Origin of the sequence: Rhodanobacter sp. B05 (genome assembly GCF_002001085.1) — a bacterium.
Classification (GTDB): domain Bacteria; phylum Pseudomonadota; class Gammaproteobacteria; order Xanthomonadales; family Rhodanobacteraceae; genus Rhodanobacter.
On sequence record NZ_MUNU01000013.1, the window covers coordinates 222,891 to 245,839 of the forward strand.

Below are 22,949 nucleotides of genomic sequence, written 5' to 3' on the forward strand. Positions count from 1 at the left end.
GCCTTTGCTCCGGTTCCTGCATGAATTCCCTCACCGCCTCGCTCAAGGACGCGTTGCGTTCGCCCCTGCTGCCGTTCTGGCTGGTGATCGCGCTGCTGCCGTTCGGCCGCAGTGCCGAGCTGGGTACTTTCCTGTGCCTGCTTGGCGTCATCATGCTGTTCGCGCGCGATCCGCATGCCCTGCGCCAGCACCCCGGCGCGCAATTGCTGCTGTGGTTGCTGGCGGCCTATGTGGCGGCGGCGCTGTTTTCCGCTGTCGATGCGATCCGGCCCGGCAAGAGCTGGGGCACGGTGGCCGCGCTGCTGCGCTATGTGCCGCTGGGGTTGTATGCGTGTTTCGCGATACGCCGGGAGCGCAAGCTGCACGCGCTGTACGTGGCCGTGGCCGCGGTGCTCGCCCTGTGGTGTGCCGACGCGTGGCTGCAGGCATTCACCGGCTGGAGTCTCGGCGGGCATCCCGACGCCGAGCGCATCTCCGGCATCTTCGGCGCGCACAACCTGAAGCTGGGGCCGACCCTGGCGGTGTTGTCGCCGTTCGCGCTGTGGGCGGCGCGGCAGCGCTGGGGGCGACCCGGCCTGCTGCTGGCCAGCGTACTGGTGCTGGGGCCGGTGCTGCTGGCCGGTTCGCGCTCGGCCTGGTTGTGTTACGTGCTGGTGCTGCTGGGTTTCGCCTGGCGCGAAGCCCGGTCGACGCGGCGTTTCGTGCTTTGCTGTGCCGTGGCCGCGGCATTGCTCGGGCTGGCTGGCGGGATCGCCTGGAAAAGCTCGGTGCGATTCCAGGATCGGATGACGCGCACCCTGCTGGTGTTGCATGGCACCGATCAAGCGGTGGATACGGCGCTCAGTGGCCGGCTCGACATCTGGCATGCCAGCGTCAGGATGATCGCGGCGCATCCGATCAATGGCGTTGGCGTGCGCGACTTCCGCTACGCGTATCCCCACTACGCACCGGCAAACGACCACTTCGTGGTTTCCGACGAGGCCTGTGGCGTGGGCGAGGGTGCCTGCCATCCGCACCAGTTGGTGCTGGAGATCCTCACCGGAACCGGCGCGCTCGGCCTGCTGCTGTGGCTGGTCGCGGTGGCCTGGGGCTGGCGGGCATGGCGACGGGTGGGTGTGGCGGCACGGTCACGCGCCTTCCCCGTCACGCTGGCGCTGGGCGTGATGCTGTTTCCGCTGAATTCGCACCTGGCGTTCTACTCGGCGTGGTGGGGCCTGCTGTTTGCGTGGCTGCTCGGCCTGTGGTGCGCCAGTCTATTTGTGGCCGGCGTCCCTGCCGGCACAGCAGAAACCGGCATCCCTGCCGGACTCCTCAAAGAAGCTTCCCTCCGCGAGGCGCGTGATGGCGCCTGAACCGCTGTCGGTGGTGGTGACCACGTTCAACAGCGTCGACACGCTCGACGCCTGCCTGCGCAGCGTGGCCTGGGCCGACGAGTTGGTGGTGCTGGACTCCGGTTCGACCGATGCGACCCTCGCCATCGCGGCGCACTACCACGCGAGCGTCCACACGCAGCCATTCGCCGGCTACAGCGCGCAGAAGCAGGCGGCGATCGACCTGGCCAGCCACCGCTGGGTGCTATTGCTGGATTCGGACGAGTCGCTGCCGGCCGGCGCAGCCACGCTGCTGCGACAGGCACTGGCGTCGCCGGTCCACGCCGGTTACCAACTGTGGCGGCGCGAGTGGCAGTTCTGGCGCTGGCAGTCGCCGCGCACCCGGCTCAACCACTATGTGCGACTGTTCGACCGGCAGCGTGCGCGGATGAGCGGGCATGAAGTACACGAGTCGGTGCAGGTCGATGGCCCGATCGGCGTACTCGACATCATCATCGATCATTACGGCGAGCCCGATATCGCCGGCCGCGTGGTCAAGGCCAATCGCTACTCCAGCCTGCAACTGGCCGACCTGGATCAGCGCGCCGTGCCCTGCTTGCGTCTGCGCATGGTCGCCTACCCGATGGTCGCGTTCGCGCGTTACTACCTGCTGCGCGGGCATTGGCGCGCGGGCTGGGCCGGGTTCATCGCCGCGCGGATCCACGCCTTCTACGCCTTCCTGAAATACGCCAAGTTGTACGAAGCGCGCCGGCGCGAGGCGGATCGGGCCGAACCCGATCAGTAAACGGACGGCTGCCCCGGTGGCCGGGTCTTGAAGCGCTTGTGCACCCACAGGTATTGCCCGGGTGCCTCGCGCACCATCTGTTCGATGCAGACGTTGACCCTGGCGGTATCGTCCAGCACGTCGTCGCCGGGAAAATCCTGCAGCGGCGCGGCGAGGCGCAGTACGTAACCCTGCCCGTCGGGCAGGCGTCGATGGAAGAATGGAATCACCACTGCGCCGGACATCCGCGCCAGGTGGTGGGTGGCGGTGATGGTCGCCGCGGGTACGCCGAAGAACGGCACGAACACGGTATCCTTGCTGCGCATGTCCTGATCCGGGGCGTACCACAGCGTGCCGCCGCCGCGCAGGTATTTCACGGTGCCGCGGATGTCGTCCTTGTCGAACATCGCCGCGGCATAGTGCAGTCGTGCACGCAGCACCACCCATTCGAACACGCTCGAATCCATCCGTCGGTACATGCCGGCGATGCGGATACGCTGCGAGACCAGCCGCGCGCACAGTTCCAGGTGCGAGAAATGGCCGCCCACCAGCAACACGCCCTTGCCCAGGGCGCGTGCCTGCTCGAGGTGTTCGAGCCCTTCGATGCGGGTGGCGATCGCGGCCATGCGGCGGTCGCTGGCCATCCAGCCCAGCGCGAACTCCACCAGCATCTGGCCGATGTCGCGCAAGTTGGCGTCGACCAGCGCATTGCGCTCCGTGGCATCGAGCTCGGGGAAGCAGAGCGCGATATTGGCGGCGGCAATGCGTCGTCGCGCCGAAGGTATGCGCAGCACCAGTGCGCCGAGGCAACGGCCGAGCCATCGCATCGCGGCCGGCGGCAAGCGTGCGATCAGCCAGATCGAGGCCGCACCCAGCCATGCCGGCCAATGGCGCGGCGCGAGCAGGGCGCGGGTGAAGTCGGGGCGGGGCATGCCGGGCATCGCCGGCATTGTAGCGGGCTGTCCGCGCGCGGGTTTGCCGCGCTGGCTCTCGCTATACTCCCGCGTTGCCTGCAAGGATCCGTCGTTGCGTTTTCTGTACACCCTCGCCATGTTCCTGGCCACGCCGTTGCTGGTGCTGCGCCTGCTCGCGCGCGGGTTGCGTTCGCGGCCGTACCACTGGCGCTGGCCCGAGCGCTTTGGATTCTTCAAGGCGCCCGACATTCGCGGCAGCCTGTGGGTGCACGCGGTGTCGGTGGGCGAGGTGAATGCCGCCGAGCCGTTGATCAAGGCCTTGCAGCATGACTATCCCGAGGCGCCGCTGGTGATCACCACTGTCACCCCGACCGGCACGGCCCGGGTGCAGCAGTTGTTCGGCGACAGCGTGTTCCATGTGTACCTGCCGTATGACCTGCCGTTCGCGGTGCGCCGGTTCATGAACCGGATCCGTCCGCGACTGGCGCTGATCGTGGAAACCGAGATCTGGCCGAACCTCTATTTTGCCTGTCGGCGGCGCGGCATTCCGCTGATGATCGTCAATGCGCGGTTGTCGGAGCGCTCAATGCGCGGCTACAAGCCGTTGCGAAGCCTGCTGCGTTCAGCGTTGCGCTGCGTGGACCGGATTGCGGCGCAATCGCGCACCGATGCGGCGCGCTACCGCCTGCTGGGGGCCGACCCGAAGAAGATCCTGGTCAGCGGCAACATGAAGTTCGACATGCCGATACCCGAAGCGGCGCGGGCCGATGGCGCGGCCATGCGCGCGCGCTGGGGCGAGCGACGACCAGTCTGGATGGCCGCCAGCACCCACGAGGGCGAGGAGCTCGCGGCGCTCGAGGCGCACCTCCAGGTACTGCGGCGATTGCCTGACGCGCTGCTGCTGCTGGCGCCGCGCCATCCCGAGCGGTTCCGCATGGTCGAACATGCGGTGCGCGGCCTTGGATTCAGGGTTGCCACGCGCAGCGTCGACGGCGTGCCGACGGCCGCACACCAGGTTTGCGTGATCGACGCGATGGGCCAGCTGATGCCGTTCTTCGCCGGCAGCGACGTGGCCTTCGTGGGCGGCAGCCTGGTGCCGATCGGCGGCCACAACGTGCTGGAGCCCGCGGCACTGTCGGTGCCGGTCCTGGTGGGGCCGCACACCTTCAATTTCGAGGAGATCACCCGCAGCCTGATCGAGCAGGGCGGCGCCGAGGTGGTGCCGGATGCCGCGCATCTCGGCCCGGACGTGCTGCGTCTGCTGCTCGATGGTGCCCGGCGCGAGCAGATGGGCGAGGCGGCGCAGCGGGTTTTCGAACGCGAACGCGGCGCGGTGCAGCGGGTCATGCAACTGATCGATGCGTTGTTGCAGGAATGACCCGCCGACCTGCCGCGGTTTACTGCAACAGCGCGTTGATTCCCTGGATATCCTTGAAGTCGGCCGTGCCGGCGGCCTGCTGCAGCAGCAGCTTGTTCAGGATGAACTGGTGGCGCGCCTGCGAGTAGGTGCTCTCGGACTGGGTCAGGGTCTGGATCGCCAGCAACACATCGGTGAAGGTCTGCGTGCCGACCTCGAAGCCCGCGCGGGTGGCTTCCAGCGCCTTCTGACCCGATTCCACCGAAGCCTTGCTCGACTCCACCTGCGAGATGCCGGCCAGCACCGAGCGGTAGAAATTGAGCGTGTTCTGCACCACCTGGCGCCGCTGCAGTTCCATGGCGTCGGTTGCCGCGTCGCGCTGATAGATCGACTGGCGCACGCGGGACTGGGTGGCGCCGCCGGAGAAGATCGGCACGTTCAGGGTCAGCCCGATCGTGGTCGACGCAGGCCGGCTGGAAGGATCGCCGATCGGGTTCTGGTACCAGCTGCTGCTCTTGCCGTAGTTCACGCTGGCGGTGATGGTGGGCAGGTGGCCGGAACGTGCCACGGTGATGTTGTGCTCGGCGGCCGCCACATTGTCTTTCTGCGCCTGCAGGGTGGGATTGTTCTGCACCGCCTGCTTGACCCAGTCATCCGGGTCGTTGGGCGCCGGCGGCTGCAGCGGCAGGTCGTCGCGCAGTTTCTTGAGCTCGCCGATCGGCTTGCCGGTGATCACGCGCAGCGCCTCCTTGTCGTTGTCGAGGGTGTTCTGCGCGGCGATCGTCTGCGTCCTGGCGTTTTCGTAAAAGGCCTTGGCCTGATAGACGTTGGTGATCGCCGAGAGACCGACCTTGTACTGCTGGTCGGCCTGGTCGTACTGGCGCTTGAAGGCGTCTTCATTGGCCTTGGCGAAGGTCAACTGGTCCTCGTCGTTCAGGACCGTGAAATAGGCGGCGGTCACGCGCACCAGGAGGCCCTGCAATGCGGCCTGGTAGGTCGCGTCCTGCGCGTCGGCGGCCGAATGCGCGGCCTTCAGGTTGGCGTACTTGCTGAAATCGAAAATGGTCTGGCTGAGCGTGCCGTTGATGCTGCGCGTACGCACATGCCCGGTATCCCCTTGCACGCCGCTCGACGTCAGCGGACCAACGCAGTCGTAGTTGCCGGTGCCGGCGGCGATGCCACTGCACAGAAAATTGTCCGTGCCGGTTCCGAAGCCGCTCTGGTCAAGCGCGCTCTGCCCGTTGTTGGTCTGCGACAACGAGAGCGAGGCGTTGATCTGCGGCAACAGCAGCGCGCGCGCCTGCGGCACGCCTTCGCCGGTGGCCAGCCGGGTGGCATCCGCTTGCGCCAATACGGGGTCGTTGGCGCGGGCGTCGCGATAGGCGTCCAGCAGGTCCTCACCATGGCTGGGCAGCGAGACGGCGGCCAGGGCCAGGGCCAGGGTGAGCAGCTTCAAACGCATGGGATGCCTCGTGTCGATCGATGGGAGCGGAATTCAGAAAACGAACCGTGGGGCGGGTTCGGCGTGAATCAGGTAGGGCAGGTCGGTTTCGAACAGGATCTCTTCGCGGCAGCCGTCGGCGTCTTCCCGGGTCAGCAAGGTGGCGTGCTGCACGGGCGACTGGCCGTGCACGATCAATGCGCGCGCGCCCGGCTTGAGCCAGCCGAGCCAGCGCGTCGGAATCTCCGCCACCGCGCCGGTCACCACGAGGACATCGAACAACGCGTCCGGTTGCCAGGCGTTGACTGCTTCGCCGGTGATCAGGGTGGCATTGGCGATGCCCGCGTCGTGCAGGCGCTGCGTGGCGCCGGCGGTGAATTCGGCATGGATGTCCACGCTGGTCAGGTGCGCCGACATAGTGGCCAAACACGCGCTTAGGTAACCCGAACCGGTACCGATTTCCAGTACGTGATCGGTCGGTTGCAAGGCAAGCGCCTGCAGCACGCGCCCCTCCACCACCGGCTTCATCATCACCTCGCCGTGGCCGATCGGCAGGCAGAGGTCGGCGAAAGCCAGTTGCCGGTGCTCCGGCGCCACGTAATCCTCGCGACGCACGCGGGCGATCACGTCGAGCACGCGGCCGTCCAGCACCTCCCACGGGCGCACCTGGTTTTCCACCATGTTCACCCGCGCCTGCTCGAAATTCATCGCCATCTGCCCGTGTTCCGTACTCACCAAAAAGACCCAGAAGGATAAGCGTTGCCACCCGGTCCCACAATGACATGTGCGCTTGAGGTCTAGCCTGCCGGCTGCAGAGCAGTCCACGAAGTGCCGGAAGTCATCGCCTGAGGCTGACGGAAGTCACCCTTTGCGGATGTGTGCACGGGCGCGCGGGCGGCCGGAGTGGCACCCGCATGGCAAATAAATGAACCGTGGCGTATAATAAAGCCCATATTTCTGTTTGTGAAGGTGGAGGCATGAGTACCAGCGCGCCAATCAGAGCCCAGGGACCTGGTCGACCAAAGGACATGGAAAAGCGCGCAGCGATCCTGGCGGCAGCGAAGGCGCTGTTCATCAGCAATGCGTTCGCCGGTACCAGCATGGACGCTATCGCCGCCGATGCCGGCGTGTCCAAGCTCACCGTCTACAGCCATTTCGGCGACAAGGACAACCTGTTCCGCGAAGTGATCCGCTCGCGCATCCAGGACCTGCTGCCGGAGGAAACCTACCGTTTCGAGCGGCAGACCGATATCCGCGAGACCCTGCTGCGGGTGGCGCTGACCCATGCCCATCTGGATTGCAACGCCGAGACCGTGGGTACCTTCCGCGCGATCCTCAGCGACTGTCGCCAGGGCAACCCGCGCTACGGCAAGCTGATCTGGGAGGAAGGCGCGACGCGTACCCACGGGCTGATGGAGCGCCTGCTGCAACAGGCAGTGAACGCCGGTCAACTTGAGATCGAGGACGTGCCGCGGGCCAGCATGCAGTTTCTCACCTTGATCAAGGGCAACCTGATGATGCGGCAGATGTTCGGGTGCACCAGCTGTCCCGAAAGCTATCTGAAGGAAATCGAGGCCACGGCGCGTGCCGGTGTGAGCACGTTCCTGCGTGCCTTCCTGCCGCGCGCGCACTGAGAACTGCGAAGCATTGCCCTTCCATGCGATTGCCGCCGGAATTCCCCGTGCGCGCAATGGCGCGCGAGCGGCATCGCCTGTTCATCGAGGCACGCCGGACGCGTGAACGTGTCCAGCCCGGATCGTTGGTGCCGCTGTCGCCGTGATGTCGTGATGGCCGGTCGGGTCCTGCGGCGGAGATCCCGTTCGCTTCGGCGTTGCCGCCACGCGCGTCGCCAGTCCATGCGAAGCTACCCGGTGTGCGAGACTTTGCCGCAGGATTTCTGGTGCGCTTCCGCGCCCCATCCGGGACGTAAGGTCATCCGATGAAGCTTCACGTGCCTTTTGTGCAACTTCCGGTGCAGTTCGACGCCGCCCGTCTGCTCGCCGAAGTCGAAGCACTGGGGCCGGATCGGTGGATCGACCACCCGCAAAAATTTCCCGGCAACTACGCGTTGCCACTGATCTCGGTCCATGGCGATCCGGCCAGCGATGCGGTTGCCGGCCCGATGCGGCCGACCCCTGCGCTCGCGGAGTGCCCATACCTGATGCAAGTGCTCCATCGACTTGGCGCGGTGTGGGGACGTACGCGCCTGATGAAGCTCAGCGGCCACGCCGAAGTTACCCCGCATACGGATCTCAGTTACTACTGGCGTGAGCGGGTGCGCGTGCACGTGCCGATCCGTACCAAGCCCAATGTGCGTTTCTTCTGTGGCGACGCCGACGTCAACATGGCGGCGGGCGAGTGCTGGATCTTCAACACGTGGCTCAGCCACCGCGTCGTGAACGGCGATGACGACGAGAGGATTCACCTGGTCGCCGACAGCGTGGGCAGTGATCCGTTCTGGCAGCTGGTCAGGAATGGCCGGGCGCCCGGGCACGGCAACTTCCAGGATTGGCGGGCGGAACCCGTGGCGCCGAAGTCGGAGGCGACGTCGGACCTGATGTACGAATCGGTCAACGTACCGCAGGTGATGACGCCCTGGGAGATACGCGAGCACCTGATGTTCCTGCTCAGCGACGTGCGTCCGCACCCACAGATTCCCGTCGTGCGGACCGTCATATCGCGCTTCGCGTTCGCCTGGCAGGCGCTGTGGGCGCAGTACGGTCCCGATCGCCGTGGGTGGCCGGACTACCGCAGGGCGCTGGACGAGTTTCGTCAGCAGATGACCCAGGCGGCTGCCCCGTTGCAGCTCGCTTGCGGAGCGCAGTTCATGAACGGTTTGCGGGCGGGCATCCTGGACGTTGCGCTGGCTGACCGCGACCAGGATTTCGGTGCGCGCGAAACGCGCCCCCTACCCAGGGGAGCCGTGGCATCGAGCCAGTACGACCCGGAATTCGATCGTCCGGTTTTCATCGTGTCCTCGCCCCGATCGGGCTCGACCCTGCTGTTCGAGACACTGACACAGGCGCGCGGCCTGTACACCATCGGCAGGGAAAGCCACGCCCTGATCGAGGACATGGCGGCGCTGAATCCCGGCCTGCTCGGCTACGCGTCCAACCGGTTGCCGGCCAGTGCGGCGACACCGGCCGTGGTAAGGGAATTGCGCCAGCGCATGTGGGCCGAGCTGCGCGATCGCGATGGCGCGGCGCCGACGGGCGCGCCGGTGCGCGTACTTGAAAAGACGCCCAAGAATGCGTTGCGGGTGCCGTTCCTGGCCGAGGCATTTCCCCAGGCGCGATTCGTCTACCTGTATCGCGACCCGCGGCAGACGCTCAGCAGCATGATCGAGGCCTGGCAATCGGGCCGCTTCCGCACCTATGCGGATCTTCCTGGCTGGAAAGGCCTGCCCTGGTCGATGCTGCTGGTACCGGGCTGGCGCGAGTTGAACGGTCGCTCGCTGCAGCAGATCGTGGCCGCGCAATGGGAGATCACCACGCAAACCCTGCTGGATGACCTGAGCGCCTTGCCTGCCGGGCGCTGCCAGGTCGTGCATTACGATACGTTCCTCGCGAACCCCGCCGACGAGGTGGCGCGGTTGTGCAAAAGCCTCGACCTGCCGTGGGATCGCCCCCTGGACATGGCACTGCCGCTGTCGCGCTATACCGTGTCCGAGCCGGCGGCGGACAAATGGCGCCGCCACGCCGATCTGATCGACGAAGTGTTGCCGGCCTTGCAGGCCACGCGAGATCGCGCCGAGCAGTTCGCGGGAAGCTGAGGGCACGTTCCCCGCCGGGGGCCTTCACGGGCCTCGCCTGCACGTCCCTGCGCCGACGAAAGCCACTGCTGCCACCGCTGCGGGATTACTCTCGCCCGCTTTCCGCCGCCAACACCGGTGGTGTGAGAAACTGCATGGCGATGGTTTTCGCGTGGGCACAGCAGCCTGCGACAAGGATCGAAGGTTGTTTGAATGAAGCTACAAGTCCCGTTCGTTCAGTTGCCGTTGCGCTTCGACGCCGCCCGATTGCTGAGCGAAGTGAGCGCGCTCGACCATGGCCAGTGGCTCGAGCACCCACAGAAGTTTCCGGGCAACTACGCGTTGCCGCTGATCTCGGTGGGTGGAGATCCGCACAGCGATGCGATCGCCGGGCCGATGCGGCCGACGCCGTCGCTGGCGCAGTGCCCGTACCTGATGCAGGTGCTCGGTCGGATCGGCGCCGTGTGGGGGCGTACCCGACTGATGAAGCTCAGCGGTCATGCCGAGGTCACTCCGCATGCCGATATCAACTACTACTGGCGTGAGCGTGTGCGCGTGCACGTGCCGATCGTGACTCGACCGACCGTGCGTTTTCTCTGCGGTGATGCCGAGGTCAACATGGCCGCAGGCGAATGCTGGATCTTCGACACCTGGCGCACCCATCAGGTGCTCAACGCCGCCGACGACGAGCGTATCCACCTGGTTGCGGACACGATCGGCAGCGATCAGTTCGCCGACCTGGTCCGGCGTGGCCGCGCACCGGGTCACGGCGAATTCGCGGGCTGGCTGGCGGAAGCGGTGACGCCGCGCGAGGAAGCAAACCCGGTACTGCGTTACGAGTCGGTCAATGTGCCGGTGGTGATGACGCCCTGGGAGTTGCGCGAGCACATCGGTTTCCTGCTTGGCCACGCGCGTCCGCATCCGCAGCTCGCGCTGGCCCAGCAGGCGGCGGCGCGATTCCTGGGCATCTGGCACGCCTTGTGGGCCGAGTACGGCATCGATCGTGCGGGTTGGCCGGCCTATCGCCAGGAGCTCGAAGCGTTCGAGACATATATGGAGCGGTTCGCGGTATCCCTGCAATTGGCCAATGGCGCGATGTTCATGAACACCCTGAGGGCCATGATCCTTCGTGTTGCATTGAGCGATCGCGGGCTGGCCGCGGATGCGTACGAACCGCGCCGGTCCGCCGCGGTGCCCGCGATGTCGACCAGACCAAGCGGCGAGGCGAAGCGCGACCCCCTGTTCGATCGTCCGGTATTCATCATTTCGCCCCCGCGTGCAGGCTCGACGCTGCTGTTCGAAACACTGGCGAAAGCTCCTGGCCTGTGCACCATTGGTCATGAAAGTCACGCGCTGATCGAAGGTCTGCCGGATCTGCACCCGGGGCATCGACAGTTCGACTCCAATCGACTCGACGAGACGATCGTGACGCCGGCACTGGCGGAGGAACTGCGTCAACGGTTTCTGGCGGAACTGCGTGACCGCGATGGTCGCCCCGTGACGGGGCAGCCGCTGCGCCTGTTGGAGAAAACGCCGAAGAACGCCTTGCGCGTGCCGTTCCTGGCGAAAATTTTCCCGGAGGCGCATTTCGTCTATCTGCATCGCGATCCGCGGCAGACCCTCAGCAGCATGCTCGAGGCATGGCAATCAGGTCGCTTCCGCACCTATCCGCAATTGCCGGACTGGAGTGGTTTGCCATGGTCGCTGTTGCTGATACCAGGCTGGCGCGAGCTGATCGGGCGCTCGCTGCCCGAGATCGTGGCCGCACAATGGGAAACGACGACGCGCATCCTGCTGGACGACCTCGAGGCGATCCCCGCCGATCGTCGCCACGTGGTCCGCTACGATGCGTTGCTGGCCGATCCTGGTGCCGAAGTGGCGCGTCTGGCCGAAATACTCGGATTTGGCTGGGACCAACCCATCGACGGCAAGCTGCCGTTGTCGCGCTTCACGGTGTCCCCACCCTCGGTCGACAAGTGGAAGCGGCACGCGGAATTGATCGAACCCGTGCTGGGCACGATGCAGGCCACGATCGAGCGCGCAAGCCGTTTCGCCGGGGCCTGAGTCGCGCATGAGGTCGACGCATGATCGTCCGGTCGCGCACGGGATCATCTTCACCCGGCCTTTTCACCGGCCTTCCTAAGCTGCAGGGACATCCAGCGGTGTCGAGCGGCGATCGCCTGCCGCTACCGTTCCACGTTCGCAGGAGCAAGCCATGGCCAAGACCAAGCCGTTCGTCAGCGATATCGAGAACATCCGCAAGCGCGCGCGCAAGGACATCGACAAGGGTGCGATGACCGCCGGTTACCGCGCCGACCGCGAAACCGTGGTCAAGCTGCTCAACCAGGCGCTCGCCACCGAGCTGGTCTGCGTGCTGCGCTACAAATATCACTACTACATGGCCTCGGGCATCCACTCGCAGGCGATCAAGGCCGAATTCCTGCAGCATGCGAACGAGGAGCAGGGCCACGCCGATCTGATCGCCGAGCGCATCACCCAGCTCGACGGCAAGCCGAACCTGTCACCGGAAGGCCTGCTCAGCCGCAGCCATTCAGACTACGTCGAGGGCGAAGACATCGTCGACATGATCAAGGAGGATCTGGTTGCCGAACGCATCGCGATCGACAGCTATCGCGAGATGATCAGCTACGTCGGCACCGACGATCCGACCACCCGCCGCGTGCTCGAAGGCATCCTGGCGATGGAGGAAGAACACGCCGAGGACATGAATACGCTGCTGGAGCAGCTCGGCAAGAAGGGCGAGCCGGCCAAGCCGTCGCCGACCAGGAAAGCTGCGGGCAAGCGGCGCTGAGCAGCGCGTCGCCGCACAATACGCGCCGTTGGACAAAAGGGCAGGGTGGCGTGCCACGCTGCCCTTTTGGTTGCGCCGTTGCGGCTTGCCGGAAGGCATGAGCCCCGCGCAGGCGGGGCCCATGGGGCTGGCGCGGCGGCGCGATTGCCGGATCAGGCCTTGTTGCCGTGCTCGGCCTGGTAGCGTGCAATGCCGGCGGTGATCTCGGCCCGGGCCTCTTCGGCGCCGACCCAGCCATCCACCTTGACCCACTTGCCCTTCTCCAGGTCCTTGTAGTGCTCGAAGAAGTGGCCGATGCGCTCCAGCCAGTGCGGCGATACGCCCTTCATGTCGTTGATGTGCGCGTAGCCGGGAAACACCTTGGGCGAGGGGATCACCACCAGCTTTTCGTCGCTGCCCGCCTCGTCGGTCATCTTCAACATGCCGACCGCATGGCAGCGGATCACCGAGCCGACGGCAAGCGGCATCGGCAGGATCACCACCACGTCCAGCGGATCGCCGTCACCGCCGAGGGTGCCCGGCACGTAACCGTAATTGCACGGGTAGCGCATCGGCGTGGACAGGATGCGGTCGACGAAGATCGCGCCCGATTCCTTGTCCACCTCGTACTTGACCGGCTCGGCGTCCTTGGGGATCTCGATGATGACGTTGATTTCGTTTGGCACGTCGCGACCGGCGGCGACAAGATGCAGACCCATGGGAATCCTCAGGTAGGAGAAATGCAGTCCGCTAGGATACGCCAAACGCTGCTGCATCGCAGCAACCGGGCGCCCCCGACGGACGCCTCGGCACATGAGCGTTCAGCCGCGCCCGGCCTGCCGGTAGGGTCGCTCGCGCAGCCATTTGGTGGCGATCCACTTCTCGCCGCAAATCACCGGCAAGCCCGCGTGCAGCGACTGCTGATCGCCGCCTTCGTAGGCGAAGTACACGGCCGCGCCGCGCCGCGCGGTCACCGTCAGGCCCAGTTCGGGAAACGCGGTGCCGCCGCCGAGTTCGGGCGTGTTGAGGTACATCACCACGCTGGCAATGCGCTGGCCGCCGGACCGGGTGATGGTTTCGTAACCGGGCAGTGCGGGATCGAACCAGTCGAAGTGCGGCTCGTAGGCCTGGCCCGGCCGATAGTGCAGGATCTGCAGTCCCTCGCCGTGACTGGCCGGCACGCCGAGCAGATCGGCGAGGCGCTGTTCGATCTGCCGAATCAGCGGCAGCTCGCCGAGTGCGAAGAACATGCCTTCGCTGGTACGACGCTGGTCCACCTGCTGCTCGCCGTTGTCGTCGACGGTGAGCGCGCGCTGCAGCCGCGGACGCGCCAGCTCGATCAGCTCGGCGCACTCCGCCTCGTCGAGAACTCCTTCCAGCACGCGTAGCGGTGGTGCGTCCACGCAGAGCGATACGTCGATGGCGTGTCCGGCGATGCAGACCGATGGCGGCTCCGGGTGTTTCGTGCGCAAGCCGTGTGGCGCGGCCTTGGCCCTGCTTGCGTTCAGTGCGGCTAGCGGCAACTTCAGCACGTCGGCGACGATGCTGCGGCTCTGGCGCGGATCGTAGCCGTTGTCCTTCATCAGTCGCAGCACGTCCGGTACGCCGTGGCCGGCCCGCGTGGTGGCAAGGATCCATTCGCGCAGTTCGTGGCTGATGGTGATACGTGCAGGCATGGCGGCGGCGCAGATCGAATGGCTTCGAAGCATACTTCAGGGACCGTCATCGCCGCACGCCAGTCACGGCGTGGCGTGCGGCGAATCAACGCGCTCTATTTCAGCTGATCCCACAGGAAGTCGTAGGCCAGTGCATGCATGTGCGCAGACTGCTTGTTGTCCGCGCCGGCACCGTGGCCGCCTTCGAGGTTCTCGTAGAACCACACGTCCGGATGACCCTGCGCCAGCATCTTCGCCGCCATCTTGCGTGCCTGCACCGGCCCGACGCGGTCGTCGCTGGTGGTGGTGTAAAACAGCACCGGCGGATAGTGGCCATCCCTTTTCACGTTCTGGTAGGGCGAGAAGGTCTTGATGAAGTTCCAGTCCGAGGTATCCGGATTGCCGTATTCGGCCATCCAGGACGCGCCGGCGGACAGGTGCGAGTAGCGCTTCATGTCGAGCAGCGGCACCTCGCAGGCGATCGCGCCGAACAGCTGCGGATACATCGTCAGCATGTTGCCCATCAGCAGGCCGCCGTTGCTGCCGCCTTCGGCGCCCAGGTGTTTCGCCGACGTGACGCCACGCTTGATCAGGTCCTCGGCCACCGCGGCAAAATCCTCGTAGGCGCGCGGACGATTCGCCTTGAGCGCCGCTTGGTGCCAGCGCGGGCCGTACTCGCCACCGCCGCGGATGTTGGCGACCACGTAGACGCCGCCGCGATCGAGCCATGCGCGGCCGATGCTGCCGCTGTAATGCGGCAACAGGGAAATCTCGAAACCGCCGTAGCCGTAGAGCAGGGTGCGGTTGGAGCCGTCCAGCTTGATGCCCTTCGGGGCGATCTCGAAATAGGGCACGCGGGTGCCGTCCTTCGAACTCACGAAGTGCTGGCTGACGGTGAACTTCGAGGCATCGAAGAAGGCGGGCTCCTGCTTGATCGTCTCGGCAGGAGTGCTGTCTAGTACGCCGCGCTCGAGCGAAGACGGGGTGAGGAAGCCGGCGACATCTAGCCAGTATTCGTCGCTGTGGTCGGGATCGGTATCGACCACGCTGACCGTGCTCAGCGCCGGCGCGCCGGGAAGGGTCCTGGGTTGCCAGCCGTTGTCGGGCCCGGCCATCTGCGGTGGGGTGAGCACTTCGAGGCGGCTCTTGACGTCGTCCAGCACGTCGATGATCAGGTGATGCCGGGTCCACGCGTAACCCGACAATGCGGTGTGCTCGTCCGGCTTGAACAGCACGGTGAACTGGCGCTTGCCTGCCATGAAATCGTCGAAGCGGATGGCCAGCAGGCTGCCGGAGGCGTAGGTGTTGCCGCCGGTCGTCCAGGGTGACTTGGTCTGCACCAGCAGCCATTCTCGATGCGCATCGGCGCTGGCATCGGTCGGCACGTCGATGTGCGTCAGCTTGGCGCCGTTGCGCAGGAACATCTGCGAGTGGAAGAAGTCCTTGGCGACCGAGACGAAATCACGTTCGTAGCCGGGCGTGCGGTCGTGAAACGCGCTTACCGCCAGGTCATCGGTCTTGCCCTCGTATACCGTGGTGGCCGCGGACAGCGGGGTGCCGCGCTTCCACTCCTTGGTGATGCGCGGATAGCTGGATTCGGTCATCGAGCCGGGGCCGAAGTCCGTGCCCACGTAGATTGTGTTCTCGTCGATCCAGGCGACCTGGCTTTTCGCCACCGGCAGGTCGAAGCCGTCCTTCACGAAGGCCTTGTGCGGGATGCTGAACTCGCGCACCGCTACCGCATCGCCGCCATCCGGCGACAGCGAGACCAGGCAGCGCTCGTATTTCGGCTTCAGGCACTGCACGCCCTTGAATACCCAGCGTTTGCCTTCGGCCTTGTTGAGCGCGTCGATGTCCAGCAGCACCTCCCATTTCGGCGAGGGCTGGCGGTATTCGGCCAGGGTGGTGCGGCGCCAGACTCCGCGCGGATGCGTCTTGTCGCGCCAGAAGTTGTACAGCTCGCCGCCCATGCGGCTCACGTAGGGGATGCGCGCATCCGAATCGAGTACCTGGAGGATCTCGTCCTGGGTCTTGTCGAACCCGGCGTTGTCGGCGAACCGCTTGATCGTCCGCGCGTTCTCCTGCTTCACCCAGGCCATCGAACGCTCGCCGTGGATGTCTTCCAGCCACAGGTAGGGATCGTCGGTCACCTTGGTGTCCGTGGGCGCCTTGGCAGGTTTGTCGTTCCGGGTATTGGCGTTGCTCATGCCCGTGAGTGTGGCGCCGAGTGCCAGCATCAGCCAGACCGATTTCATCGTGTGCCCCCTCGTGTGCGGATGGATGCGGCGGGCATGACCCGCGACTGATCGAGCGTAGCCGCATGAATCTGCGGGCGCCTGTGACTAAAGTCAGGGTGAGTTGGCCCATGTTGCCTGGAAACGGAAAGTCCCGCCGGAGCGGGACTTTCGCTGTCACGTGACGCGTGGCTTACAGTAGCGGAATCAGCAGCAGCGCCACGATGTTGATGATTTTGATCCGCGCCTGCAGCGCGCCTCACCCCGTCCCCCTCTCCCGTTTTGCGGGAGAGGGGCGAAGGTGCCGAGCGGGAATCGCTTCGGCTACAGCAAAGGGATCAACAGCAGCGCCACGATGTTGATGATTTTGATTAATGGGTTCACCGCGGGACCGGCGGTGTCCTTGTACGGATCGCCGACGGTGTCGCCTGTGACCGCGGCCTTGTGCGCCTCGGAACCCTTGCCGCCGTGGTGGCCGTCCTCGATGTACTTCTTCGCGTTGTCCCATGCACCACCACCGGTGGTCATCGAGATCGCCACGAACAGGCCGGTGACGATGGTGCCGATTAACACGCCGCCGAGTGCCTGTGCACCGGCCTGGGATGAACCGGCCAGCCACTTGAAGCCGAACGCGACCACCACCGGCACCAGCACTGGCAACAGCGAGGGCACGATCATTTCCTTGATCGCGGACTTGGTCAGCATGTCCACCGCCTTGTCGTATTGCGGCTTGCCGGTGCCTTCCATGATGCCGGGAATGTCGCGGAACTGGCGGCGCACTTCCTCGACCACGGCACCCGCCGCGCGGCCGACTGCCTCCATCGCCATCGCGCCGAACAGGTACGGGATCAGGCCGCCGATCAGCAGGCCGATGATCACGTAATGGTTCGACAGGTCGAAGGTGGTGGCACTGCCGAAATGCGTTTCGAGGTTGTGCGTGTAATCGGCGAACAGCACCAGTGCGGCCAGTGCGGCCGAACCGATCGCATAGCCCTTGGTCACCGCCTTGGTGGTGTTGCCGACCGCATCGAGCGGATCGGTGACACCGCGTACTTCCGGCGGCAGGTCGGCCATTTCGGCGATGCCGCCGGCGTTGTCGGTGATCGGGCCGTAGGCATCGAGCGCCACGATCATGCCGGCCATCGACAGCATCGCGGTGGCCGCGATCGCGATGCCATACAGGCCGCCCAGTGCGAACGCGCTCCAGATCGCGGCGCAGATCACGATCACCGGCAGCGCGGTGGACTTCATCGAGATGCCGAGGCCCGCGATGATGTTGGTGCCGTGGCCGGTGGTCGATGCGGCGGCGATGTGCTGCACCGGGCTGAACTGCGTGCCGGTATAGAACTCGGTGATCCACACGATCAGGCCGGTCAGCACCAGACCGATCAGCGAGCAGTGAAACAACGCGTGGTTGGAAATCACCAGGCCGTCGCCGGTGGTCAGGCCGTCCGGCAACAGGTTGCCGGTGACGAACCAGAACGCGACCGCCGAAAGCACCGCTGACACGATCACGCCTTTGTACAGCGCACCCATGATCGAACCGCCGGCTTTCACCTTGACGAAGAAGGTGGCGATGATCGAGGCGATGATGGACACCGCGCCGATGACCAGCGGATACAGCACGGCATTGAGGTTGTTGGCAAAGGTGAGGCCGGCCAGCAGCATCGTGGCGATCACGGTCACCGCATAGGTCTCGAACAGGTCGGCCGCCATGCCGGCGCAGTCGCCCACGTTGTCGCCGACGTTGTCGGCGATCACTGCCGGATTGCGCGGGTCGTCCTCGGGAATGCCAGCTTCGACCTTGCCGACCAGATCGGCACCGACATCGGCGCCCTTGGTGAAGATGCCGCCGCCGAGACGCGCGAAGATCGAGATCAGCGAGCTGCCGAAGGCCAGTCCGACCAGCGCATGCAGGGCAGGTTCGCCACTGATGCCCATGTGGTTGAGCACCAGCCAGTAGCCGGTGACGCCGAGCAGGGCCAGGCCGACCACCAGCATGCCGGTGATCGCGCCGCCACGAAACGCCACGTCCATCGCGGCGCTGAGGCCGCGTCGAGCAGCTTCGGCCGTGCGTACGTTGGCGCGCACAGACACGTTCATGCCGACGTAACCGGCCGCACCGGAAAGCACGGCACCGACCAGGAAGCCGATCGCTGTCTGCCAGTTGAGGAAGAATCCGATCAGCAGCATCAGCACCACGCCGACCATGCCGATGGTGGCGTACTGGCGGTTGAGGTAGGCGCGGGCACCTTCCTGGATGGCTGCTGCAATCTCCTGCATCCGATCATTGCCCGGCGATTGCGCCAGGATCCAGCGCGCGGAAATCGCGCCATACAAAATTGCCACTACCGCACACGCCAGAACGATCCAGCCATACTGCTGCAGCATCGGAGCCTCCCCATGAGTTGTCAGTAGCCGTCCGGAACGGGCGGTCCCATGGAGTATAGGCAGACCTTGTTGCACAGGCTGTTGTGCGGCGCAGCGCGTTGGATTGCGCCATCCGCAAATGAAAAGGGCCATGCACGGAGGCATGGCCCTCGACTCATTCACGCTGGCGCCGACTCAATGCAACGCCATGTCCAGAATGACACCGGTGGCGATCGCGACCAGCAGGTAGTCGTTGTCCGCACGTACCCAGTGATAGCCACGCGGTGGCGGACGCAGGCGGTAGTAACCGTAGTTGCGCACGACATAGGTGGGGCCGTAATAGCGATGGCCGCGTTCCCAGCGATGTGGATGACCGTAGTTGCGCGGTCCGCTGTGGGAGTAGCCATAACGTCGGTCGTCGTAACGCCGGCCGTCGTAGCGGCGGTTGTCGTGCCTGCGACGATTGTCGTGGCGGCCGTTGTCGCCGTGATTCCCGCGGTCGTGATTCTGACCCTGACGGTCATGATCGCCATGGCCAGGTGCGGCGAGTACGAGACTGCCGGTGCTGAGCAAGGCAATGGCAATGAGCAGGCGGCTGATGAGTTTCATCTCTGGTCTCCTCCGTGGTCGTCGCGGCCGCAACGGTGCGGCCATCGACTTCGGGTGGATGGATCGTAAGAACGTGCGACTGAACGCAAGGCGGCTGGATGCCGCGCCGTTTCAGGTGGCGCTCAGCCATTGCGGGTTGCGTCACAAATGCAGGTACTTCAGCGCTGAAAGCCGGTCAGCTTCTTCGCCACCGCGGCATTCTTCAGCTGCACATAGCGGGGCAGGCCATCCTTGCCGTACGGCAGCGGCGCTTCGCCGCGGATCAGCGGCGCCAGATAACGGCGCGCGGCGGCAGTGATGCCGAAGCCATCGCGGGTGATGAAGTTCTTCGGCATCTTCTTTTCGCGATTGGCGATCTTCGCCAGCGGCGCCGGTTCGACCTTCCAGCGATACGGTGCATCGCTGCTGCGTACGATCACCGGCATCACCGCGTTCATGCCGGCCAGCGCGTACTCGACGGCGGCCTTGCCCACCGCATGGGCTTGCTCGGCGTCGACCGCCGAGGCCGCATGCCGCGCGGAGCGCTGCAGATAATCGGGCAGTGCCCAGTGATATTTGTAGCCGAGCTTCTCTTTCACCAGCGCGGCCAATACTGGCGCCACGCCACCGAGTTGGGCATGACCGAACGCGTCGCGCGTACCGGCCTCGGCGAGGAACTGGCCGGCTGCATTGCGCACTCCTTCGGAGGCGACCACGGTGCACCAGCCGACGCGCTCGACGGTGGCCTTCACCTTGGCCAGGAACGCGGCTTCGTCGAACGTGTTCTCGGGGAACAGGATGATGTGTGGCGGCGCATCTGCGCCTTCACCGGCCAGTCCGGCAGCGGCGGCGATCCAGCCAGCGTGGCGGCCCATCACTTCGAGAATGAACACCTTGGTCGAAGTCTCGGCCATCGAGGCCACGTCGAGGCTCGCTTCCAGGGTGGAGATCGCGGTGTATTTCGCCACCGAGCCGAAGCCGGGGCAGCAGTCGGTGACGGCCAGATCGTTGTCCACCGTCTTCGGCACGCCGATGCAGCGGATGTCATAGCCCAGCGCCTTGCCCAACTGCGAGATCTTCAGCGCGGTGTCGGCCGAGTCGTTGCCGCCGTTGTAGAGAAACCAGCGGATGTCGTGGGCGCGGAACACGTCGATCAGCCGCGCGTATTCGGCGCGGTTGTCCTCCAGCGACTTCAGCTTGTAGCGGCACGAGCCGAACGCGCCGCCCGGCGTATGGCGCAATGCCGCTATCGCGGCGGCGGATTCCCGCGAGGTGTCGATGAGCTCCTCGCGCAGCGCGCCGAGGATGCCGTTGCGTGCGGCGTAGACCTTGACGCCCTTCGCGCGCGCCGCTTCGATCACGCCGGCGGCCGTGGCATTGATGACGGCAGTGACTCCGCCGGACTGGGCGTACAGCAGGTTGCCGGTGCTGGCGGATGGTCGGTGGGCAGGGCGCATGGGAATCCTCGGGTCGATCAGTGGCTGGTGGGCGGCCGGCGGCAAATTCCATGGAAGGCAATAACTTGGCGGCTTCCGGGGAACGTTGCCGTTTGACGGCATCGGGCGCAGCCGCTAATTTGACAACTTATTCTGGAATCGCTCGAACTGCCGCAGTGTGCGGCAGCCGGCCGAACTTGTGGAGCATTATGCGACTCGTCCTACTTGGTGCGCCCGGCTCGGGCAAAGGCACGCAGGCCGCCCGGTTGAAGACGGCATTGGGCGTACCGCATATCTCGACCGGCGACATGCTGCGCGCCGCGGTCGCCGCCGGTACCGCGATGGGGCTGAAGGCCAAGGCGGTGATGGATGCCGGCCAGCTGGTCTCCGACGACATTCTGCTCGGCATGCTGGAAGATCGCCTGGCGCAGGACGATGCCAGGGCGGGCTTCATCCTCGACGGCTATCCGCGCAATCTGGCGCAGGCCGATGCGCTGGATCAATTGTTGGCCAAGATCGGCCAGCCGCTTGACGCGGTGATCAAGCTCGAGGTGCCGAACGAAGCGATCATCGGCCGCTGCGAGATCCGCTTCAAGGCCGAAGGTCGCGCCGACGACAACCCGGACACGGTGCGCAAGCGGCTGGCGATCTACGCCGAACAGACTGCTCCGGTCGCCGATTTCTACGCCCGTCGCGGCAAGTTGCAGGTCGTCGATGGCGTCGGCGAACTGGACCAGATCACCATCCGGATCAGGCAGGCGTTGCAGAACGAAGCGGCTGCCGCCGGCTGATCGCATCCGGCGACGACCGGGCGGGTATCAAGGGTTCATTCCGATGCGTCTGCACATTCTCGGCATCTGCGGCACCTTCATGGGCGGTGTTGCTGCGCTGGCGCGCGAGCTCGGCCACACGGTCGAGGGCTCCGACGCCAACGTCTATCCGCCGATGAGCACCCAGCTGGAGGCGCTCGGGATCGGCCTGATGAGTGGCTACGCCGCCGACCATCTTCAGCCCGGGCCTGATCACGTCCAGCCCGATCTGGTCGTGGTCGGCAACGCGATGACACGGGGCAATCCGGCGGTGGAATACATGCTGGATGCGCGCCTGCGCTACATCTCCGGGCCGCAATGGCTGGGCGAGACGGTGCTGGCCGATCGCGACGTGCTCGCGGTGGCCGGAACCCATGGCAAGACCACCACCACCAGCCTGCTGGCGCATCTGCTGGAAAGCGCCGGGATGGCGCCGGGCTTTCTGGTGGGCGGGGTGCCGGGGAATTTCGGGGTGTCGGCGAGGTTGGGAGGGGAAAGGAGCGAGCAAGTGCGAGTGGGCACCGAACCCTCATCCGGCGCTTCGCGCCACCTTCTCCCGAGGGGAGAAGGGGTTTTGAAGCCGCCGGTGGCGGCGCTTTTCGTGATCGAAGCGGACGAGTACGACACCGCCTTCTTCGACAAGCGCTCCAAGTTCGTTCACTACCGGCCGCGCATCGCGATCCTCAACAATCTCGAGTATGACCACGCGGATATCTTTCCGGACGTGGCCGCGATCCAGCGCCAGTTCCACCACCTCGTGCGCACGGTGCCGGGCAACGGCCGGCTGATCGTCAATGCGCATGACGAACGGCTCGCCGAAGTGCTGGCCATGGGTTGCTGGACGCCGGTGGAGACCTTTGGCATCGGCGCGGGTGACTGGCAGGCAAGCCTGATCGAAGCGGATGGCTCGGTGTTCAGCGTGCGTCACGCCGGTCGGTTGATCGGCGAAGTCCGCTGGCCCCTGCTTGGTCGTCACAACGTGATGAATGCGCTGGCTGCGCTGGCGGCGGCCGTGGCCGCAGGCGCGGACGCGCAATCCCTGTTGCCGGCGTTTGCCGAATTCGAAAGCGTCAAACGCCGGATGGAGCTGGTCGGCGAGGTGGGCGGCGTGCGCGTCTACGACGATTTTGCGCACCATCCCACCGCGATCGCCACCACCCTGGCCGGCCTGCGCGCGAAGGTGGGCGCTGCACGCATATGGGTGGCGCTGGAGCCGCGCTCGAATTCGATGCGGCAAGGCGCGCACGCGGCAGCACTGGCGCCATCGCTGGCCGATGCCGACCAGGTGGTGTTCCTGCAGCGCGCCGAGTTGGCGTGGGATGCCGCCGCGGTCACGGCGGCCCTGGCCGGCCACGGTGCGACGGTTCCGACGGTGGATGCCTTGCTCGACAGCCTGCGTGCGCAGGTGCGGCCGGGCGACCAGGTGATCTTCATGTCCAATGGCGGCTTCGAGGCTGCCCCGCGCCGCTTCGTCGAGAGTCTGCGCGACGCCTGAGCCCCGGTCGTGGC

The 22,949-nt window shown here is 65.7% G+C and carries 18 protein-coding genes; 9 read left to right on the forward strand and 9 right to left on the reverse strand.

Annotated features, from left to right (window positions below; all coding sequences use genetic code 11):
* Positions 1-20 precede the first annotated feature (20 nt).
* Both B0E47_RS07325 and B0E47_RS07330 read left to right on the forward strand, forming a co-directional pair.
* Positions 21-1,352, forward strand: coding sequence for an O-antigen ligase family protein (locus tag B0E47_RS07325; protein ID WP_077513357.1), 1,332 nt, complete (start codon positions 21-23; stop codon positions 1,350-1,352).
* Positions 1,342-2,115 (forward strand): glycosyltransferase family 2 protein, encoded by a 774-nt coding sequence (locus B0E47_RS07330; RefSeq protein ID WP_077513358.1) that lies wholly within the window; start codon positions 1,342-1,344, stop codon positions 2,113-2,115. Before B0E47_RS07325 ends, B0E47_RS07330 begins: the two co-directional genes overlap by 11 nt.
* Here B0E47_RS07330 and lpxL read toward each other — a convergent pair.
* Positions 2,109-3,026, reverse strand: coding sequence for an LpxL/LpxP family Kdo(2)-lipid IV(A) lauroyl/palmitoleoyl acyltransferase (gene lpxL, locus B0E47_RS07335; RefSeq protein ID WP_254422851.1), 918 nt, complete (start codon positions 3,024-3,026; stop codon positions 2,109-2,111). The two genes, B0E47_RS07330 and lpxL, sit on opposite strands and share 7 nt — an antisense overlap.
* Positions 3,027-3,120: 94 nt before the next feature.
* On the opposite strand from lpxL, the gene waaA reads away from it, so the two are divergent.
* Positions 3,121-4,386: a lipid IV(A) 3-deoxy-D-manno-octulosonic acid transferase gene (gene waaA / locus B0E47_RS07340; protein ID WP_077513394.1), complete on the forward strand. Its 1,266-nt coding sequence runs from the start codon at positions 3,121-3,123 to the stop codon at positions 4,384-4,386.
* 19 nt (positions 4,387-4,405) lie between these two features.
* Here waaA and B0E47_RS07345 read toward each other — a convergent pair whose 3' ends face one another.
* Positions 4,406-5,827 (reverse strand): TolC family outer membrane protein, encoded by a 1,422-nt coding sequence (locus tag B0E47_RS07345; RefSeq protein ID WP_077513360.1) that lies wholly within the window; start codon positions 5,825-5,827, stop codon positions 4,406-4,408.
* 33 nt (positions 5,828-5,860) lie between these two features.
* A complete protein-coding gene (locus tag B0E47_RS07350) occupies positions 5,861-6,520 on the reverse strand; it encodes a protein-L-isoaspartate O-methyltransferase (protein ID WP_077513361.1) in 660 nt (219 codons plus the stop codon).
* A gap of 314 nt (positions 6,521-6,834) precedes the next feature.
* On the opposite strand from B0E47_RS07350, the gene B0E47_RS07355 reads away from it, so the two are divergent.
* From B0E47_RS07355 to B0E47_RS07370, 4 genes are all read left to right on the forward strand, one after another.
* Positions 6,835-7,440, forward strand: a complete 606-nt coding sequence (locus B0E47_RS07355; protein ID WP_254422852.1) for a TetR/AcrR family transcriptional regulator — start codon at positions 6,835-6,837, stop codon at positions 7,438-7,440.
* A 317-nt stretch (positions 7,441-7,757) separates the two neighbouring features.
* Positions 7,758-9,578 carry a sulfotransferase gene (locus B0E47_RS07360; RefSeq protein WP_168171029.1) on the forward strand — a complete coding sequence of 607 codons (1,821 nt, stop codon included), beginning with the start codon at positions 7,758-7,760 and terminating at the stop codon, positions 9,576-9,578.
* Between the two features lie 192 nt (positions 9,579-9,770).
* Complete coding sequence (locus B0E47_RS07365; RefSeq protein WP_077513364.1) at positions 9,771-11,621, forward strand: sulfotransferase; 1,851 nt, start codon at positions 9,771-9,773, stop codon at positions 11,619-11,621.
* Between the two features lie 151 nt (positions 11,622-11,772).
* Positions 11,773-12,369, forward strand: a complete 597-nt coding sequence (locus tag B0E47_RS07370; RefSeq protein ID WP_077513365.1) for a DUF892 family protein — start codon at positions 11,773-11,775, stop codon at positions 12,367-12,369.
* A gap of 152 nt (positions 12,370-12,521) precedes the next feature.
* On the opposite strand, the gene ppa is transcribed toward B0E47_RS07370, so the two are convergent.
* The 6 genes from ppa to B0E47_RS07400 form a co-directional block, all read right to left on the reverse strand.
* Positions 12,522-13,067: an inorganic diphosphatase gene (ppa, locus tag B0E47_RS07375; protein WP_077513366.1), complete on the reverse strand. Its 546-nt coding sequence runs from the start codon at positions 13,065-13,067 to the stop codon at positions 12,522-12,524.
* Between the two features lie 102 nt (positions 13,068-13,169).
* Positions 13,170-14,024: a 2OG-Fe(II) oxygenase gene (locus B0E47_RS07380; RefSeq protein ID WP_077513395.1), complete on the reverse strand. Its 855-nt coding sequence runs from the start codon at positions 14,022-14,024 to the stop codon at positions 13,170-13,172.
* Positions 14,025-14,119: 95 nt separating this feature from the next.
* Positions 14,120-16,210: a prolyl oligopeptidase family serine peptidase gene (locus tag B0E47_RS07385; protein WP_254422855.1), complete on the reverse strand. Its 2,091-nt coding sequence runs from the start codon at positions 16,208-16,210 to the stop codon at positions 14,120-14,122.
* Between the two features lie 351 nt (positions 16,211-16,561).
* Entirely contained in the window at positions 16,562-18,628 is a 2,067-nt protein-coding gene (locus tag B0E47_RS07390; protein ID WP_077513368.1) for a sodium-translocating pyrophosphatase, read from the reverse strand.
* A gap of 174 nt (positions 18,629-18,802) precedes the next feature.
* A complete protein-coding gene (locus tag B0E47_RS07395) occupies positions 18,803-19,216 on the reverse strand; it encodes an RcnB family protein (protein ID WP_077513369.1) in 414 nt (137 codons plus the stop codon).
* Between the two features lie 158 nt (positions 19,217-19,374).
* A complete protein-coding gene (locus B0E47_RS07400) occupies positions 19,375-20,652 on the reverse strand; it encodes a 6-phosphofructokinase (RefSeq protein ID WP_077513370.1) in 1,278 nt (425 codons plus the stop codon).
* 188 nt (positions 20,653-20,840) lie between these two features.
* On the opposite strand from B0E47_RS07400, the gene B0E47_RS07405 reads away from it, so the two are divergent.
* Complete coding sequence (locus B0E47_RS07405) at positions 20,841-21,422, forward strand: adenylate kinase (protein ID WP_077513371.1); 582 nt, start codon at positions 20,841-20,843, stop codon at positions 21,420-21,422.
* 43 nt (positions 21,423-21,465) lie between these two features.
* Complete coding sequence (gene mpl / locus B0E47_RS07410) at positions 21,466-22,935, forward strand: UDP-N-acetylmuramate:L-alanyl-gamma-D-glutamyl-meso-diaminopimelate ligase (protein ID WP_077513372.1); 1,470 nt, start codon at positions 21,466-21,468, stop codon at positions 22,933-22,935.
* The last annotated feature ends 14 nt before the right edge of the window (positions 22,936-22,949 follow it).

Excerpts from the sequence above, each read along its gene's own strand:
- B0E47_RS07405 (WP_077513371.1), top strand. The coding sequence starts at position 20,841 with ATGCGACTCGTCCTACTTGGTGCGCCCGGCTCGGGCAAAGGCACGCAG.
- B0E47_RS07390 (WP_077513368.1), bottom strand. The coding sequence starts at position 18,628 with ATGCTGCAGCAGTATGGCTGGATCGTTCTGGCGTGTGCGGTAGTGGCA.
- B0E47_RS07400 (WP_077513370.1), bottom strand. The coding sequence starts at position 20,652 with ATGCGCCCTGCCCACCGACCATCCGCCAGCACCGGCAACCTGCTGTAC.
- B0E47_RS07385 (WP_254422855.1), bottom strand. The coding sequence starts at position 16,210 with ATGAGCAACGCCAATACCCGGAACGACAAACCTGCCAAGGCGCCCACG.
- lpxL (WP_254422851.1), bottom strand. The coding sequence starts at position 3,026 with ATGCCCCGCCCCGACTTCACCCGCGCCCTGCTCGCGCCGCGCCATTGG.
- ppa (WP_077513366.1), bottom strand. The coding sequence starts at position 13,067 with ATGGGTCTGCATCTTGTCGCCGCCGGTCGCGACGTGCCAAACGAAATC.
- B0E47_RS07350 (WP_077513361.1), bottom strand. The coding sequence starts at position 6,520 with ATGGCGATGAATTTCGAGCAGGCGCGGGTGAACATGGTGGAAAACCAG.
- mpl (WP_077513372.1), top strand. The coding sequence starts at position 21,466 with ATGCGTCTGCACATTCTCGGCATCTGCGGCACCTTCATGGGCGGTGTT.
- B0E47_RS07370 (WP_077513365.1), top strand. The coding sequence starts at position 11,773 with ATGGCCAAGACCAAGCCGTTCGTCAGCGATATCGAGAACATCCGCAAG.
- B0E47_RS07325 (WP_077513357.1), top strand. The coding sequence starts at position 21 with ATGAATTCCCTCACCGCCTCGCTCAAGGACGCGTTGCGTTCGCCCCTG.
- B0E47_RS07395 (WP_077513369.1), bottom strand. The coding sequence starts at position 19,216 with ATGAAACTCATCAGCCGCCTGCTCATTGCCATTGCCTTGCTCAGCACC.
- B0E47_RS07365 (WP_077513364.1), top strand. The coding sequence starts at position 9,771 with ATGAAGCTACAAGTCCCGTTCGTTCAGTTGCCGTTGCGCTTCGACGCC.
- B0E47_RS07330 (WP_077513358.1), top strand. The coding sequence starts at position 1,342 with ATGGCGCCTGAACCGCTGTCGGTGGTGGTGACCACGTTCAACAGCGTC.
- B0E47_RS07345 (WP_077513360.1), bottom strand. The coding sequence starts at position 5,827 with ATGCGTTTGAAGCTGCTCACCCTGGCCCTGGCCCTGGCCGCCGTCTCG.
- B0E47_RS07355 (WP_254422852.1), top strand. The coding sequence starts at position 6,835 with ATGGAAAAGCGCGCAGCGATCCTGGCGGCAGCGAAGGCGCTGTTCATC.
- B0E47_RS07380 (WP_077513395.1), bottom strand. The coding sequence starts at position 14,024 with ATGCCTGCACGTATCACCATCAGCCACGAACTGCGCGAATGGATCCTT.